Source organism: Mediterraneibacter agrestimuris (assembly GCF_943193195.1).
Taxonomy (GTDB): domain Bacteria; phylum Bacillota; class Clostridia; order Lachnospirales; family Lachnospiraceae; genus Schaedlerella; species Schaedlerella agrestimuris.
In genome coordinates this window covers 195,876-210,767 of record NZ_CALPDG010000001.1, presented here as the reverse complement: position 1 = coordinate 210,767, position 14,892 = coordinate 195,876, and the positions used below count along the sequence as shown (strand labels likewise).

At 42.5% G+C, this 14,892-nt stretch carries 16 protein-coding genes; 15 read left to right on the top strand and 1 reads right to left on the bottom strand.

What is annotated here, in order from left to right:
• Positions 1-172: 172 nt before the first annotated feature.
• Entirely contained in the window at positions 173-382 is a 210-nt protein-coding gene (locus NFS18_RS00985; RefSeq protein WP_251386763.1) for a DUF1858 domain-containing protein, read from the top strand.
• A 167-nt stretch (positions 383-549) separates the two neighbouring features.
• On the opposite strand, the gene NFS18_RS00980 is transcribed toward NFS18_RS00985, so the two are convergent.
• Positions 550-1,269, bottom strand: a complete 720-nt coding sequence (locus NFS18_RS00980) for an adaptor protein MecA (RefSeq protein ID WP_251386762.1) — start codon at positions 1,267-1,269, stop codon at positions 550-552.
• A gap of 443 nt (positions 1,270-1,712) precedes the next feature.
• On the opposite strand from NFS18_RS00980, the gene NFS18_RS00975 reads away from it, so the two are divergent.
• The 14 genes from NFS18_RS00975 (at position 1,713) to NFS18_RS00910 (ending at position 14,892) form a co-directional block, all read left to right on the top strand.
• Positions 1,713-1,970 carry a hypothetical protein gene (locus tag NFS18_RS00975; protein ID WP_251386760.1) on the top strand — a complete coding sequence of 86 codons (258 nt, stop codon included), beginning with the start codon at positions 1,713-1,715 and terminating at the stop codon, positions 1,968-1,970.
• Positions 1,971-2,231: 261 nt separating this feature from the next.
• Complete coding sequence (locus NFS18_RS00970) at positions 2,232-4,232, top strand: glycosyl hydrolase family 18 protein (RefSeq protein WP_251386758.1); 2,001 nt, start codon at positions 2,232-2,234, stop codon at positions 4,230-4,232.
• 81 nt (positions 4,233-4,313) lie between these two features.
• On the top strand, positions 4,314-5,000 hold the full coding sequence (locus NFS18_RS00965; RefSeq protein ID WP_251386756.1) for an N-acetylmuramoyl-L-alanine amidase: 687 nt from the start codon (positions 4,314-4,316) through the stop codon (positions 4,998-5,000).
• Positions 5,001-5,045: 45 nt separating this feature from the next.
• Positions 5,046-6,566 (top strand): L-threonylcarbamoyladenylate synthase, encoded by a 1,521-nt coding sequence (locus NFS18_RS00960; protein ID WP_251386754.1) that lies wholly within the window; start codon positions 5,046-5,048, stop codon positions 6,564-6,566.
• 61 nt (positions 6,567-6,627) lie between these two features.
• On the top strand, positions 6,628-7,122 hold the full coding sequence (locus NFS18_RS00955) for a deoxycytidylate deaminase (RefSeq protein ID WP_251386752.1): 495 nt from the start codon (positions 6,628-6,630) through the stop codon (positions 7,120-7,122).
• Positions 7,123-7,234: 112 nt separating this feature from the next.
• Positions 7,235-7,444 (top strand): pro-sigmaK processing inhibitor BofA family protein, encoded by a 210-nt coding sequence (locus NFS18_RS00950; protein WP_251386851.1) that lies wholly within the window; start codon positions 7,235-7,237, stop codon positions 7,442-7,444.
• Positions 7,445-7,666: 222 nt separating this feature from the next.
• The gene (locus NFS18_RS00945; RefSeq protein ID WP_251386751.1) at positions 7,667-8,662 is read left to right on the top strand and encodes a P-loop NTPase family protein; all 996 of its coding nucleotides are present in this window, start codon (positions 7,667-7,669) and stop codon (positions 8,660-8,662) included.
• Positions 8,656-9,867 carry a CpaF family protein gene (locus NFS18_RS00940; protein ID WP_251386849.1) on the top strand — a complete coding sequence of 404 codons (1,212 nt, stop codon included), beginning with the start codon at positions 8,656-8,658 and terminating at the stop codon, positions 9,865-9,867. The genes NFS18_RS00945 and NFS18_RS00940 overlap by 7 nt, the downstream gene beginning before the upstream one ends.
• Positions 9,868-9,886: 19 nt before the next feature.
• Positions 9,887-10,573 (top strand): type II secretion system F family protein, encoded by a 687-nt coding sequence (locus tag NFS18_RS00935; protein WP_251386750.1) that lies wholly within the window; start codon positions 9,887-9,889, stop codon positions 10,571-10,573.
• 46 nt (positions 10,574-10,619) lie between these two features.
• Positions 10,620-11,861 (top strand): secretion protein F, encoded by a 1,242-nt coding sequence (locus NFS18_RS00930; RefSeq protein WP_251386749.1) that lies wholly within the window; start codon positions 10,620-10,622, stop codon positions 11,859-11,861.
• An 89-nt stretch (positions 11,862-11,950) separates the two neighbouring features.
• A complete protein-coding gene (locus tag NFS18_RS00925; protein WP_251386748.1) occupies positions 11,951-12,160 on the top strand; it encodes a Flp1 family type IVb pilin in 210 nt (69 codons plus the stop codon).
• The gene (locus NFS18_RS00920) at positions 12,141-13,523 is read left to right on the top strand and encodes a DUF5702 domain-containing protein (RefSeq protein WP_251386747.1); all 1,383 of its coding nucleotides are present in this window, start codon (positions 12,141-12,143) and stop codon (positions 13,521-13,523) included. Before NFS18_RS00925 ends, NFS18_RS00920 begins: the two co-directional genes overlap by 20 nt.
• Positions 13,524-13,616: 93 nt before the next feature.
• Positions 13,617-14,423 (top strand): pilus assembly protein, encoded by an 807-nt coding sequence (locus NFS18_RS00915; protein WP_251386746.1) that lies wholly within the window; start codon positions 13,617-13,619, stop codon positions 14,421-14,423.
• A gap of 19 nt (positions 14,424-14,442) precedes the next feature.
• Positions 14,443-14,892 carry a prepilin peptidase gene (locus NFS18_RS00910; RefSeq protein WP_251386745.1) on the top strand — a complete coding sequence of 150 codons (450 nt, stop codon included), beginning with the start codon at positions 14,443-14,445 and terminating at the stop codon, positions 14,890-14,892.

Genomic DNA, 14,892 nt, shown 5'->3' with positions numbered 1-14,892 from the left:
CTTGCCGTAAGGCAACTTTAAATAGACCGGATTCGTTGCTTTGAGCACCGTAGGTGTGAAAAGTAACGATAAATAGAATGTGATGTATCTATTTTTGTGTTATGGTTGATAATTTGGAAAAGAGCGATTATAATAAAGAACAGAATTGAAGGATAAACAGGAGGAAGATAAAATGGCTGAGATTACTAAGAGTACAACAATTGGTGAACTTCTGGTAGTATTTCCGGAGTCAGCGCCGATTCTGATGGAGATTGGTATGCATTGTCTCGGATGCCCGTCTGCACAGGGAGAAAGCCTGGAAGAAGCAGCTTTTGTCCATGGCATTGATCCAGAATTGCTTGTTGAGAAAATCAACGCAGCAAAAAAAGCAATGGGAAAATAGAGTATTGTAAAAGGAAAGTAAAAGTTTAGCCGAAAGGCTGAATAGTTACAAAGGAAAAGCGGCAGATCTCATGATTACATGATTTCTGCCGCTTGTTTTTTACATTATCCCGGGAAAACTATTTCACTTCGGGATGATAATGTATCTTACATAATGTGAATAACCGGTCAAATGCCGGCAAGTTTTTGTACGGAATCCGATGCGATGACAATCTCGCAATGCTCTTCCAGAAATGCCAGGACAGAAGCAGAAGCTTTTTCCTGATTGGCGTATTCGGAAAGCATGTTGCACACTTTACTGAACTCATTGGTACTGTGGTCAGACGGAGTAAGAGCCAGAATATACATAGCATTCTCCTTGTCTAAGTATAATGTATTGGCGCCGTGGTACACTGACGCAACCAAGCGAGAAGCCTGGATGACACGGTCAATATTTGAAAAAGAAAACAGTTTCACAAGGAACTGAGTGGAGTTATCTTCTTTGGAAGTGGGCTTTGAGGTACTTGCCGCTGCTTCCTTTACTTTATTAAGAAGATCCATGAATTCCTCTGCCCCTTCTAGTTTACTGAGAGATTCGGGGGTTTTGCCTTCTGATTCAGTAGGATTGGTGAACCGTGAAAAACGGGTATCCAGTTCTTCCGGGTCTTCTACCTTTGTAATGATCAATACGATAGAATCCGCAGATGCAGGAATTGCTTCAATCATCAGCGGGATATCATCAGCTTCAAAACCAAAGTCAAAAGATGCCTGCTGCATCATATCACGAAACAGAGACTTTGCTTTTTCAGTACCGTAAGCAAGTTCGCTTAATTTTAAATGGCGTGCTGCCAGATCGGCATGTGTCAACGTACAACGAATCTGATTTTCATTTAGTTTCTCAATCTTCATATAATCACATCCTTCTCATTGACTTTTATAGAGACTGTTACAATCTCTTGTATAAAATATATTTATTCTATATTAGTATAAACAAAAAATATAAATATGTAAAGTAGAAAGAAATTGGGAATAACTACGTGGGAAAAGTTACCAACAAATCTGTAGGGGTTACCAACAAATTTTACATTGAAAATTCACAAAATAGCTGTTTATAATTGCAGATACAGAAGGTAGTACTTCCGGATAAATAAATTTTATTTAGAGAGGGGGCTGCATCAAATTAGATTCAGATTATAAAAATCAGAGAACGTTAAGATTATTATACATTTACTGTGGGGTTCGTACTATCTTTCTGGCTGCGTTGTCCTGCGGGTATGTCACGTAACTTCCGAATGGTCATTTATATGCAGCGAAGACTATTTATCAGAACCGGCAGGGAAGGAGCGGAACATATGAAAAAGGAAAAACCGGGATTCGGAGAAATGTACGATGAGTTAGAAAAATATGAAAAGAACGGCGTCTGTATACTGATGGACGGGTATAGCGTCAGTCCGATGCAGGTTGTGAAAGCACATATGGCGAGAGAACATGTGAGCTATATGCGAGACTACGAAGTAGATGAAGAAGGAAGACTGGAAGCAATTTCTTTTATCAATATTAATAAGAACAGGAGGAGACGCAGATATTATCGGCCGTACGATCCCCTTTAAGCAGAAAAGAAAAATAGCAAAAAAGGCTGAAACAGATAATAGTAGAAGAATTGCTTAAAATTGTGGTAAAAATATATTAAATTGGCAAAATACTAATGACGCATGAAAAAAATATGGTATAATATACGCGAATACAAAGAATCAAGCGGCACGAAGTGACATTTGATTCTTGTACGCGAACCATAATGCAGTGAAACGGAATTATGGTATAATATTGCATTATATGCAATTCAAGCTTATAACATAGTAGGAGGTGCGGCATTGGACGAAAGAGAAAGAAAGGACCTGAATGTCTCTAGTTTAAGAAACGGACAGCAGGGGATGAATAAGCGCCCAGGCAGCAGCGTTGATAGACCAGGAAGTATAGGGAATGATCAGAATATACGGCGTACGGCAGGAGGAACAAGACCAGCGGGACAACAACGTCCGGCAGGGCAAAGACCGCTTGGAAAGAGACCGAACCCGAATGGCAGAAGACGCAGCAGTAAAAGGGCCCGTAGAAGAAGACGCAACAGGTTAGTGTTTATGATTCTTATGGTTCTGATATTGATTGGGGCAGTCGGCGGATTCATAGTATGGAAGAAGTACAGCCCGTCAAGAGAGAAAATGAATTTGGAACAATATTATGGACTGGCAAATGAAAATGATCTGGCTGTAATTGTTAATGATCAGGTGATCAAAGATGAAGAATCTGGAATACCGGCGGGAAAGATGATCGACGGAGAAGCTTATATTGAGTATTCGGTAGTCAGAAAGCAGATTAATGAAAGATTTTATTGGGATCCGAATGAAAGTATCATGCTTTATACATTGCCGAATGGGAATGTTTCTGTTACGGTAGGCAGCAGCGAGTACACGGAGGTCAGTGAAAAGAAAAGTGAGAATTATACAATTCTGAAGACGGATGGAAGAAAGGCATATATTGCGTTGCCATTTATTCAGAAGTATACCAATATGGACTACAGTGTATATCAGAATCCGGACAGAGCGGCGATTACCTGCTCATGGGGCAAGATACAGACTGCAGTAATGAAGCGGGACGCAGAGATACGCTATCAGGGCGGAGTTAAGAGTCCGATACTGACAGAGGTAAAAAAGTCTGATAAGGTTACGGTGCTTGAGGACGAGGACGACTGGAAAAAGGTTGCAACTAAAGACGGGTTTATCGGATATGTCAAGACAAAGAACCTGCGTGGAATCAAAGAGGAGACAACTTCCCGTGATTTTACAGAACAGGAGTACACGAATATTTCTCGAAACAAGCTAATTAATATGGCATGGCACAATGTGGAAAATGAAATAGCCAACAGCTATGTGCTGGAAACAATTGCAGGCACGAAAGGACTGAATGTTATTTCACCGACGTGGTTTACACTGGCGGACACAAATGGAAATATGACGTCCATTGCCAGTTCAGAATATGTGAATTATGCGCACCAGTCCAATCTGGAAGTGTGGGCGGCACTGAGAGATTTTCACGGTGGAATCAGTTCCTATGATGAAACTTACGAAGTTTTAAGCTACACTTCCAAGAGAGAGACACTGATCAATCAAGTGATCGCAGCAGCGCTGCAGTCAGGTATAGACGGAATTAATCTGGACTTTGAGTTGATTTCACTGGAATGCGGAGAACACTATATTCAGTTTGTAAGAGAATTGTCTGTGAAATGCCGGCAGAACGGACTTGTATTTTCTATCGATAATTATGTTCCGCAGCCGTATAATGAACATTATAATTTAAAAGAACAGGGAATCATGGCAGATTATGTATTCCTTATGGCATATGATGAACATATTGACGGCTCTTATGAAGCCGGATCAGTTGCTTCATATGGATATGTAGAACAGGGAATTGCAGACGCATTGACAATGATTCCGGCAGAGAAAATTGTTGTAGGTATTCCATTTTATACAAGACTCTGGTTTGAGACGCCTAAGACGGAGGCTGAGCTTGCAGAGGATGCAGGAACAGATGCCGCAGAGTATCCGAATAAAGTCACTAGTATAGCCATGGGGATGGATGAGGCACAGCAGACATTGAATGCCGGCGGAATCCAGGCGGTATGGGATGATGTGACAAAACAGAACTATGCACAGTGGGAGGCTGACGGCGGTATTTACAAGATATGGCTTGAGGATGAAGCTTCTCTGGAAGAAAAGCTGAAACTGATTAAGAGCAATAATCTTGCAGGAGTTGCTGAATGGAAGCTTGGCTGGGAGAATTCCTCGGTATGGAATTTGATTCTCCAGTATGTAAATTAACAGAAATATGAAGAGGACATCTCCTTTTCGCATATATATAAGTATATGATACAAGTGTATATGTGAAGGGAGATGTTTTTTGTGCGGAAAAAGATAGGAATTATCCTATTAATGGCAGCGCTGTTTGGAGTTATCGCTGTCAGCCAGATGACAGGAGAAAGAATTTTAGACAGATCAAAGCATGGGGGGAAGATTCCGACGTCCGGAAAGGCGAATGGAAAAGTGGTGATTATAGACAGTGGACATGGGGGCAATGATCCTGGTAAAATCGGCATTAATAGCGCACTTGAGAAAGATATTAATTTACAAATAGCTCAAAAGGTTCAGAATTTATTGGAAGAACAAGGAATTAAAGTTGTGATGACAAGGGAAGACGAATCAAGTCTCCGAGAATCAAAAGCGGGGGATTTAAAAGCCAGAGTTGAGTTGATCAATCAGACGAAACCGGCACTTGTGGTAAGTATTCATCAGAACAGTTATTCAGATGAAAACATTCACGGGGCACAGGTATTTTATTATACACATTCCAAAGATGGGGAGAATGCAGCGAACATTTTGCAGGAAGCTCTTCGGAAAATTGAACCGGAGAACCATCGGCAGGCAAAGGCAAATGATACATATTATGTGCTGAAGAAGACAGAGGTTCCGGTTGTCATTGTAGAATGTGGATTTTTAAGTAATCAGAAAGAAGCAGAGAAGCTTTGCAGTGAAGACTATCAGATTCAGGTGGCGCAGGCAATTGTTGATGGAATACTGGAAATAATATAGAATAAAGGGACTGTAATTTTTTTAGAAAAATGATATAATGGAAGAATGAAAACGATAATTAAAAAAACAGATGAAAAGAATAAAGATGGGCAGGCGATACAGGAGGCCGGCGCCATATTGAAAGCGGGCGGTCTTGTTGCATTTCCTACAGAGACAGTATATGGTCTGGGGGCAGATGCTTTGAATGCTGATGCGGCAGCCAGGACTTATGCGGCAAAAGGAAGACCGTCGGATAACCCTTTGATCGTACACATTGCAGATATGGATGCGCTTGAGAAGATAGCAGTAGATATACCATGGTCGGCAGTCAGACTGGCGGAGAACTTCTGGCCGGGACCGCTGACAATGGTTTTCGATAAGAGTGAAGCTGTTCCATATAGTACAACGGGAGGATTGGATACAGTTGCAGTACGGATGCCTGCCAATCAGACGGCACAGGAACTGATCCGGGCGGCAGGGGGCTATGTATCTGCTCCCAGCGCCAATACATCGGGACGTCCAAGTCCCACAACGGCGGAACATGTCCGAGTAGATCTGGACGGGAAGATTGATATGATTTTGGATGGCGGAAGTGTAGAAATCGGGCTGGAGTCTACAATCGTAGATATGACAGTGGAACCTCCCATGATTTTGCGTCCGGGTGCGGTCACTGCAGAAATGATGGAACCGGTTATCGGTGATGTGGCGATTGATGAAACCGTGCTGGGTAGTGAAAGCAATAAAGCGCCGAAAGCGCCGGGGATGAAGTATCGTCATTATGCGCCGAAAGCAAAGCTGATTATTGTAGAGGGGAACATAAAGGAAGTGGTTCTGGCAATACGCCAGCTTTGTTATGCGTCAGTGCGTGAGGGTGAAAAGGTTGGAATTATGGCAACCGGAGAAACAATCTGCTATTACAGACACGGTGTGATCAAGAATATAGGTTCCCGCGAAAATGAGAAAACAATTGCCAGGAATCTTTACGCAGTTTTGAGAGAATTTGATGACGAAGATGTGGATGTCATTTACAGTGAATCCTTTGCGATCAGCGGAATCGGCAATGCGATCATGAATCGTTTGGAGAAAGCGGCAGGACATTTGCGAATATCTGCGAGAGAAGTTACCAGCCGTCAAAAATACAGAAGAATTGTATTTGTCAGTGATACAGATACATGCCGCGGACCGATGGCTGCGGAATTACTTCGTCATCGTGATCTGCGCCAGGAATATGTGATAGATTCCAGAGGAATGATCGTGCTCTTTCCAGAGCCGGTGAACCAGAAAGCGGAAGCAGTGATGAAGAGTGCGCGGATGACCCTTGCGGAACATATGGCAACCGCATTTTCAGAGGCGGAAATAGACAGTGAGATACTGTTGCTGACAATGAATACAAGTCAGAAAAAGAAAATTGCCTCTGAATACGGAACGGACATCAGCGTGTACACACTGACAGAATATGTGGGAGTAGACGGAGAGATATTAAACCCTTATGGAAAAGCATTGAACTCATACGGAGAATGTATGGAAAAACTTTCGGAGTTAATTGATAAGTTAACTGAGAAATTAAATTCGTTTGCTGAAGAATAAATATCAGGTGGCATACATACCCTGAATTTATACAGAAAACAGGAGAGGATGGTAGTTGAGAATGTCGGATAAGAGAACAGATTATATCTCATGGGATGAGTATTTTATGGGTGTTGCAATGCTCTCTGGAATGCGCTCAAAAGATCCTGGGACGCAAGTCGGCTGTTGTATCGTAAGTCAGGACAATAAGATTTTGTCGATGGGCTATAATGGATTTCCGCTGGGATGTTCGGATGATGATTTTCCCTGGACAAGAGACGGAGATGATCCTCTGGAGACAAAATATGTATATTCTACACACAGCGAATTAAATGCGATTTTAAATTACAATGGTCCTGGACAGGCACTTACAGGGGCAAGGATGTATGTAACACTGTTTCCGTGCAACGAATGTGCGAAGGCAATTATTCAGTGCGGGATCAGGGAACTGATTTATGATTGTGATAAGTATGCAGATACTCCGAGCGTGATCGCGTCAAAAAGGATGTTGGATGCAGCGGGAGTAAAATATCATAAGTATGAGAGAACTGGAAGAAAAATAGAAATAGAATTATAAACGGCACACTTTTGTCATGGAAAATACTTATATTCTTATGAGAATATACCGCCGGTCTGAGGCATATAGTTAATTGTATAAAAAACGGGCAGTGCGGGAAGGCGGAGAAGAATTGGAAAGCAAATGGGTAACGGTGATTACAAACTTTATCCTTAGGGCGATACTGGGGATGGGACTGATTTTTTTTATCAATAATTATGTGCTTCCGGATGACAATACATTGAAGGTGGGACTGAACGCTGTCTCCTTTTTGACATCCGGAACACTTGGTATTCCTGGGGTTTGCCTGCTTTATGGGATTTTGATGTATCAGATTTTGTGAGATTTTCACAAAAAACTGCAATTTTAAAAATGTCTCTGGACATTTTTAGAGAGGATGTTTATAATACAACTCACACAGCAAAAAGTTGTGTATCGGCTCTCGCTTCTGAGAGCATATATCTTAGATCGGACATTCTGGTTTCGGTCTTCAAGATTTGATCAGGCTGTAGAATCACAGCAAACATTTCAAAAAGTAATAACAAAAAAGAATAGGAGGGATAGGTTGTATGGAAGAAATTTAGTAATCTGCGACCGTGAAAAGCAGTATGCAAAAAATCTGCTGCAGATATTCAGCAGTAAGCATGAGGCGGGGGTACAGTTATATCTGTTTTATACCCTGGAGGAACTCAGGAAGTTTTCAGAACAGAAAAAAATCCATATTCTGCTTATTGCAGGCGAGTATCTAAAAGAAGAGAGAGAAAAGATACCGGCTGATTCCAGATATGTACTTATTCGGGACAATAAGCTGCTGCCGGATGGAGAAAATGGAGTTCTTCGATATCAGAGTGCAGATGCGATCTGGACGCAGATATTTAAAAATGCAGCGGAACAGGAGCGGGATCCTGAATCAGTAACTGTTGGGACAAACGGAGCAGTCATCGGTGTGTATTCGCCGGTTCACAGAATCGGAAAGACTAGGTTTGCAATTGGTATGGGAAAGAAACTGGCGGAAAAGGAATCCGTCCTCTATCTCAATTTGGAAGAATATTCAGGAGAAGAGTTTTATTTTCGGGAAAAGCCGGAGGGAAATCTGGGGGATCTGCTTTATTATCATCGGCAGGGGAGAGGTAACCTCGGTATTCGCATCAGTACAATGGCTGGACAGAGAGAAAATCTGGATTACATTTATCCAATGCTTTATCTACAGGATTTAAAAGCAGTGAAGAAGGATGAATGGCTGGGACTTCTGGAACGGATTCGGAGGGAATGCATTTACGGAAAGGTGATTCTGGATATCGGCGATTGTGTGGATGGACTGTTTGAAATTTTGAAAGCGTGTGATGTTATCTATACACCGTATATTGATGAATCAATTTCTATGGCGAAGCTGACACAGTATACAGAGAGTTTAAGAAAAACTGGTATGGAAGAGATTCTGGAAAAGACAGTGCAGAAGCTTTTAAGGAAGAAAAGGGTAATCAAGACTGAGAGCAGTAAGAGTGCCGGTAGGGCACCGGAACATTTGCAGAGAAGGGAGGGAGTAAGGCGCGCATATTAAAAGAAGAACAACTATATGAGCGGGTATTGGACAAGCTGGACTTGACCAGAGATATCGGAGACGATGAACTGACAGATTTGATTCATGAAATTCTGCAGGAAGAGGCAAAAGAGGAGTACATTCCACTTCAAAAGCAGATTGCTTTAAGCAGACAGTTGTTTCATTCCTTTCGGAAGTTGGATATTTTGCAGGAACTTGTGGAGGATGAAACAGTTACAGAGATTATGATTAATGGCACAGATGATATTTTTCTGGAGAGGAACGGACAAATCGTGAAATCTGACAGAAGATTCATGTCTCAGAGTAAGCTGGAAGATGTGATTCAGCAGATTGTGGCGGGAACGGACCGTTATGTCAATGAGCTGTCCCCGATAGTGGATGCCAGATTGGATGATGGTTCTCGTGTCAATGTAGTACTGAGGCCCGTGGCTCTCAATGGTCCGATAATGACAATTCGGAAATTTCCGAAAGAGAAGGTGACGATAGGGAAATTGATTGCATGGAAAAGCATCAGTCAAGAAGCAGCCAGCTTTTTAGAGACACTTGTGGGGGCGAAATATAATATTTTTGTGAGCGGCGGAACTGGTGCGGGAAAAACGACATTTTTGAATGCAATGTCTGATTATATACCGAAAGATGAAAGAATTATTACAATTGAAGATAATGCGGAGCTGCAGATTAGAGGTGTAGAGAATCTGGTACGGCTGGAGGCAAGGAATGCCAATCTGGAAGGAGAAGGAGCTGTGACGATCCGTGATTTGATCAAGTCAGCGCTGCGTATGAGACCGGACCGAATCATTGTGGGAGAGGTACGGGGGGAAGAAACGGTGGACATGATATCTTCTGCGATGCTTAACGGTCACAGCGGTTCAATGTCAACAGGGCATGCCAACAATCCGGCGGATATGCTGCATCGTCTGGAAACGATGATGATGATGGGAATTGATCTGCCATTGATTGCGATTCAGAGACAGATTGCATCGGCGCTGGATATTATCATTCATTTGGGAAGGCTTAGAGATAAGAGCCGGCGCGTGTTGGAGATTGCAGAAGTGTTGGGATATGAAGATGGGAGGATTCAGATGCAGACCTTGTATGAATTTAGGGAGGAGGGGATGGATGGTGACAAAATTAAAGGAACACTTGTGAAGGTGGAAGAATTGGCTTACCGGGACAAGCTGCTGGCAGCAGGATATCGGCTGTAAGGAATATGTTTTTGCTATATTGCAGGCAATCGGTCTGATCGGGTTATTTGCATATTTATTTTACGATTCGATAGCATCGGTTATTGTGCTTTGTCCCGTGGGAGTGATCTATCTGCATGAATGGAGGGAAGAGCGGTGCCGCAAGAAAGAAATGGAATTCCGCAGTCAGTTTCAGAATAGTATTCAGATACTGGCATCTCTTTTGAAGACAGGCTATTCTGTGGAAAATGCAATCAGAGAAACGGAAAAAGAACTAATGCCCTTGTACCCAGAAGAATGCCGGATTCGGACAGAATATGAAAGGATGGGGCGGGAATTAAAGATGAATCTGTCTGTGGAACAAGTACTGAAGGGTTTTGAAAACCGGGTACAGCAGGAGGATGTGAAGAATTTTGTTACTGTATTTGCAGCCGCTAAAAGGACTGGTGGGGACAGCATCAGTATTTTACGGGAGACCGTAAGGATTATTTCAGGCAAGATTGAAACGGAGCGGGAGATTCAGACACTACTGGCATCGAAGACATTGGAATTCAGGATTATGTGTGTGATACCGTTGGGAATGGTTTTTTATATGCGTCTGGCATTCCCGGAATTTTTATCAGTACTGTATGGAAATCCGGCTGGTATTTTATTGATGAGCGGATGTCTTGGAATATATCTGTATGCATTTCAGATGGGTGTCCGTATTACCAGGATTGAAGTATAAAGGATGATCGAACAGGTAATAGAGAGGAGTATAAAAGGAGGCTGCAATGTTTTTGAAATGGAAAGAAAACAGAATATATGTGAAGATGGCGGCATTAGTTACCGTGACAGGAACCGCGGCGGGAATCCTCTTTCTGACAGATAACAGTCAGACGCTTCCGCAGAATGAAAGAGGGCTTATAACTTTAGAGCGGAACCAACCGGGCGGAGGAAAGCGGGAAGAGGAGTGGGAGGTCCGGATTGGGGAAGCCGAAGAGAAAATTACAGTAGAAATTGAAGAAGAACAGTTTACCCGGGAAGAGATTCAAGTAAAATTCAAGGAGGCGGAAGAAGAACTAGAGACGCTTATACTGGGAGAGAATCAGAGGCTTGATGAAGTCAGAAGTGATTTGAACCTGATCACTAAGCTTCCAGACAGTGGAATTACAGTTACATGGGAATTGGATAATTATGAGGTGATGAATCTGCAGGGCGAGCTTCAGACGGAAGCATTAAATAAGAATGGAACACTTGTGAAACTGGATGCATTTTTAAATTACAAAGAAGCAAAGGCACAGTATACCTTTTATGCAAATTTATTTACACCGAAACTTTCGGGAGAAGAAAAGTGGTTTCAAAAATTAAATGAAGAACTGGACAGGCTGCATGCGGAAACAAAAGAGGACAGTGAAATGCCTCTTCCAGATAAGGTCGGTGAAATGAGTGTTGTGTGGAGACGTGTAACTGACTACCGGGCGGCGGGGCTGCTTCTTCTTGGAACTGCGTTATCCTTGTCGATGTATGCTTTTGACCGCCGGAAGAAGAAAGAGAGGGAAGAAGATCGGATGAGGCAGCTGGAACTGGATTATCCACAGGTTATTAACCGGTTTACACTTTATCTGGGGGCAGGAATGCCGGTACGAAAGGTATGGTTTAAATTAGCAGAGGATTATCGGAACAGGGAAAAGGAAAAAGAAAAACGGGCAATATATGAAGAAATGCTCTATACCATGCATGAGATACAAAGCGGAGCATCGGAAAGTGAGTGCTACGAAAAGTTTGGAGAGCGGTGCGGATTGACAGTATATAGGAAGTTTGGAACACTGCTTTCGCAGAATATGAAAAAAGGAACAAAGGGGCTGACAGATTTGCTGAAACAGGAGGCAGCAGGTACATTTGAGGAACGAAAAAGCCTTGCAAGAAAGCTGGGAGAGGAGGCGGGAACAAAACTGCTTCTTCCTATGTTCCTGATGTTTGGTATGGTTCTGGCAATCATTGTCATCCCGGCATTCTTCTCAATGCAGATGTGAGTTACTGTGCACAGTAACAGATGTGAAGCGGAGAGGATAGCAGAAAGAATAAGAAAAATAAAGTATAAAGTGGAGGAATGGATATAAGGATGATTAAATTACAGATTATTGGATGGAGGATCAGACAGAAGGTAAGAGATGGAATTCAGATTCTAAAAGATGATTCGGGGTTATCAGTTATAGAGATGCTGCTGATACTCGTCGTTATTATTGCGCTTGTTTTGATCTTCAAGACACAGCTAACTAATCTGGTCAATACTATATTTCAGAAGATTACGAGTGAGAGCTCAGGAATATAACAGATATGGATATGATGAGATGAAAAAGAAAAAAGGCGAGATTACAGCATTTTTAAGTTTGATATTTGTACTTCTTGTCTCGTTTATTCTGGCAATATCACAAAGTGCGCAAATCCAGACAACTAAGAATTTAAAGAGAATAGCGGTAGATAACGCACTGTTTTCTGTATTCGGAGAATACCATAAAGAGCTGTTGGAGGAATATAAAGTTTTTGCGTTTGATATGACTTATGGAACCGGGCAGTTTGAAGAGCAGCAAATTATAAACAGAATGTCACATTACGGAAGTATGGGGATTGAACAGACGATCACAGATATACAGTTTCTTACTGATAATAATGGACAGGCATTTCGGGAACAGATGCTTGAATATATGGAAACACAGACCGGTATGGGGGTTCTTCAGGATGTGACTGGATTGTGTGCCGCATGGCAGGAACAAAAAATACAAGGCGAAGAAGTTTCTGAACAGTTGGATCAAGTGTTGTCTCATGGAGAGGAAATGCTTCCAGAGGAAAATACCGGAATACTGGAAATCCGTAAAACTGGCATTTTGTCCCTTGTTTTGCCGGAGAGATTTGAACTGTCAGGAAAATATGTGGGGCAGGAGAAATTGGTATCTTGCAGAAGCAGGCATGCCGGCAGGGGGACATTTCCAGCCAGGAGCAGGGTAAACGGACAGGCTGAGAAGTTATTATTTGAACAGTACATACTGAAAATGTTTAGTTCTGCTGTAGAACAGAAATCAGAAACCCGAAATCTGGATTATGAAATTGAATATCTGATCAGCGGAAAAGAAAGTGACGCGGAAAATTTGAAGGACGTTGTCAATCAGATGTTATTAGTCAGAATGGGGTTAAATTATGCACATCTGGCAATAGATTCTGGTAAACAAGGAGAAGCAGAGACTATGGCGGCTGCGTTAGCAGCCGTGAGTCTGCGCCCAGAAGCCAAAGACGCTCTGAAACAGTTGATACTTCTTGTATGGTGTTTTGGAGAAAGTGTGGTGGATCTGCGGACTCTTCTGGCGGGCAGAAGAGCGGCGCTGGTGAAGAATTCACAAAACTGGCAGCTTCCTCTTTCTGGAGTGTTTACATTCTGGGGATCAGATGCCGGGTATGAAGGGGCAGATGCAGAAGAAGGATTAAATTACGGGCAGTATTTACAGATACTACTGCACTTGAAAGATGAAACTGACTTGAATATGCGGGTACTGGACCGGTTAGAACAGAATCTAAGGTTTGAAAAGGGGCTGGAGTATTTTAGGGCGGATGCTTGTGTCACAAAAATGAAACTACAAAATAAAGCTGATATGTGGAGCGGCTACAGTTATACATTTCAGGCATATTTCGGATATCTTTGAGTCCGGCATAGATGCCCTTTCATTCTAAACTGTCTGAATTCCCTGCAGACAGGATACCCACAATAATTAATAAATAAGAAAGGATAATCTGTGATGGCACAATTTTACAACAAACCGTATACCAACCGGGAAGGGGCATCTGTACCGGACTCAAGGAAAAAGATGCAGGGAAGCGTCACAGCAGAAGCAGCGCTTACACTGCCGTTATTTTTGTTTGCAATTCTGTCATTAATCTATATACTGGAAATTCAGGCAATTCGTCTGACAGTGAGTTCTGCGGCACAGGGAGCGGCAAAAGCAGCGGCAGAAGACATGGCGGTACTTCCTGTTTTTAATCCTATTAAGATGAAATCAGATTTGGTACAGATTATCGGATCAGAACGTTTGGAACGAAGTATTGTGGAGGGCGGAAGTTCAGGAATTCACTGTTGGCGGTCGTGGTATGAATCTGATAGCGGAGTGATACATGTGGAGTTGGATTATAAGGTCAGACTTCCTTTTCCAAAGTTTACAAATATGGGGATGAAATGCAGAGACAGTTTTTTAGTTAAGGCATGGAACGGATATAAAAATTCCGAATTGGACAGTGACAGCGGCAAGATTGTATATGTGACAGAAACGGGAGGGGTATATCATACAAATTACCAGTGCAATTATCTGAAATTGTCAATCCGTTTTGTGCCATATTCGGGAATGTCTGATCTGCGGAATGAAGCCGGAGGAAAATATCATGCCTGTGAGCAGTGTGTGCATGGGGGTGCGTCTGCGGGTGTTTATATTACAGATTACGGGAATAAGTATCACAATTCATTAAACTGCAGCAGTTTAAAAAGGACAGTTTATTCTGTGAAAAAGGGGGAGTGCCAGGGGATGAGTGCATGCAGCAAATGCGGGCAGTAAAGGAGGATTATGAGGGATTATGAGAGAAATTGCACAGATTTATGAGATCAGTCAGGCAGGGTGTCTGCTCTATTTGGGTAGTTTGTCTATTGTGGATATACGAAGCAGAAGACTTCCAATCTGGCTTTTGGCAGCGGGTGGAATCCTGGCAGTTGGATTTCAGATAATATGGGGAGGAGTGCCGGGAATTCTGATTGTACTGGGTGGTACGGTTGGTCTTGTGTTTCTGGCAGTCAGTAAAGCAACAGGAGAAAACTTCGGATACGGCGACAGTATTTTGATAGGGATATTGGGGATTTATCTCGGATTTTGGAACCTGCTGAGTTTATTGGCGGTGACGTTTACATTTGCTGCCGGGACTGCTATGGCGGTTCTTATCAGACACAAATTCAGACGGAAAACAATGCTGCCTTTTGTTCCGTTTTTGGGAATGGGGTATGCGGCGGTGCTGTTATTAGGAGGATTTTAA

Excerpts from the sequence above, each read along its gene's own strand:
- NFS18_RS00985 (WP_251386763.1), top strand. The coding sequence starts at position 173 with ATGGCTGAGATTACTAAGAGTACAACAATTGGTGAACTTCTGGTAGTA.
- NFS18_RS00980 (WP_251386762.1), bottom strand. The coding sequence starts at position 1,269 with ATGAAGATTGAGAAACTAAATGAAAATCAGATTCGTTGTACGTTGACA.
- NFS18_RS00975 (WP_251386760.1), top strand. The coding sequence starts at position 1,713 with ATGAAAAAGGAAAAACCGGGATTCGGAGAAATGTACGATGAGTTAGAA.
- NFS18_RS00960 (WP_251386754.1), top strand. The coding sequence starts at position 5,046 with ATGAAAACGATAATTAAAAAAACAGATGAAAAGAATAAAGATGGGCAG.
- NFS18_RS00955 (WP_251386752.1), top strand. The coding sequence starts at position 6,628 with ATGTCGGATAAGAGAACAGATTATATCTCATGGGATGAGTATTTTATG.
- NFS18_RS00930 (WP_251386749.1), top strand. The coding sequence starts at position 10,620 with ATGTTTTTGAAATGGAAAGAAAACAGAATATATGTGAAGATGGCGGCA.
- NFS18_RS00925 (WP_251386748.1), top strand. The coding sequence starts at position 11,951 with ATGATTAAATTACAGATTATTGGATGGAGGATCAGACAGAAGGTAAGA.
- NFS18_RS00915 (WP_251386746.1), top strand. The coding sequence starts at position 13,617 with ATGGCACAATTTTACAACAAACCGTATACCAACCGGGAAGGGGCATCT.
- NFS18_RS00910 (WP_251386745.1), top strand. The coding sequence starts at position 14,443 with ATGAGAGAAATTGCACAGATTTATGAGATCAGTCAGGCAGGGTGTCTG.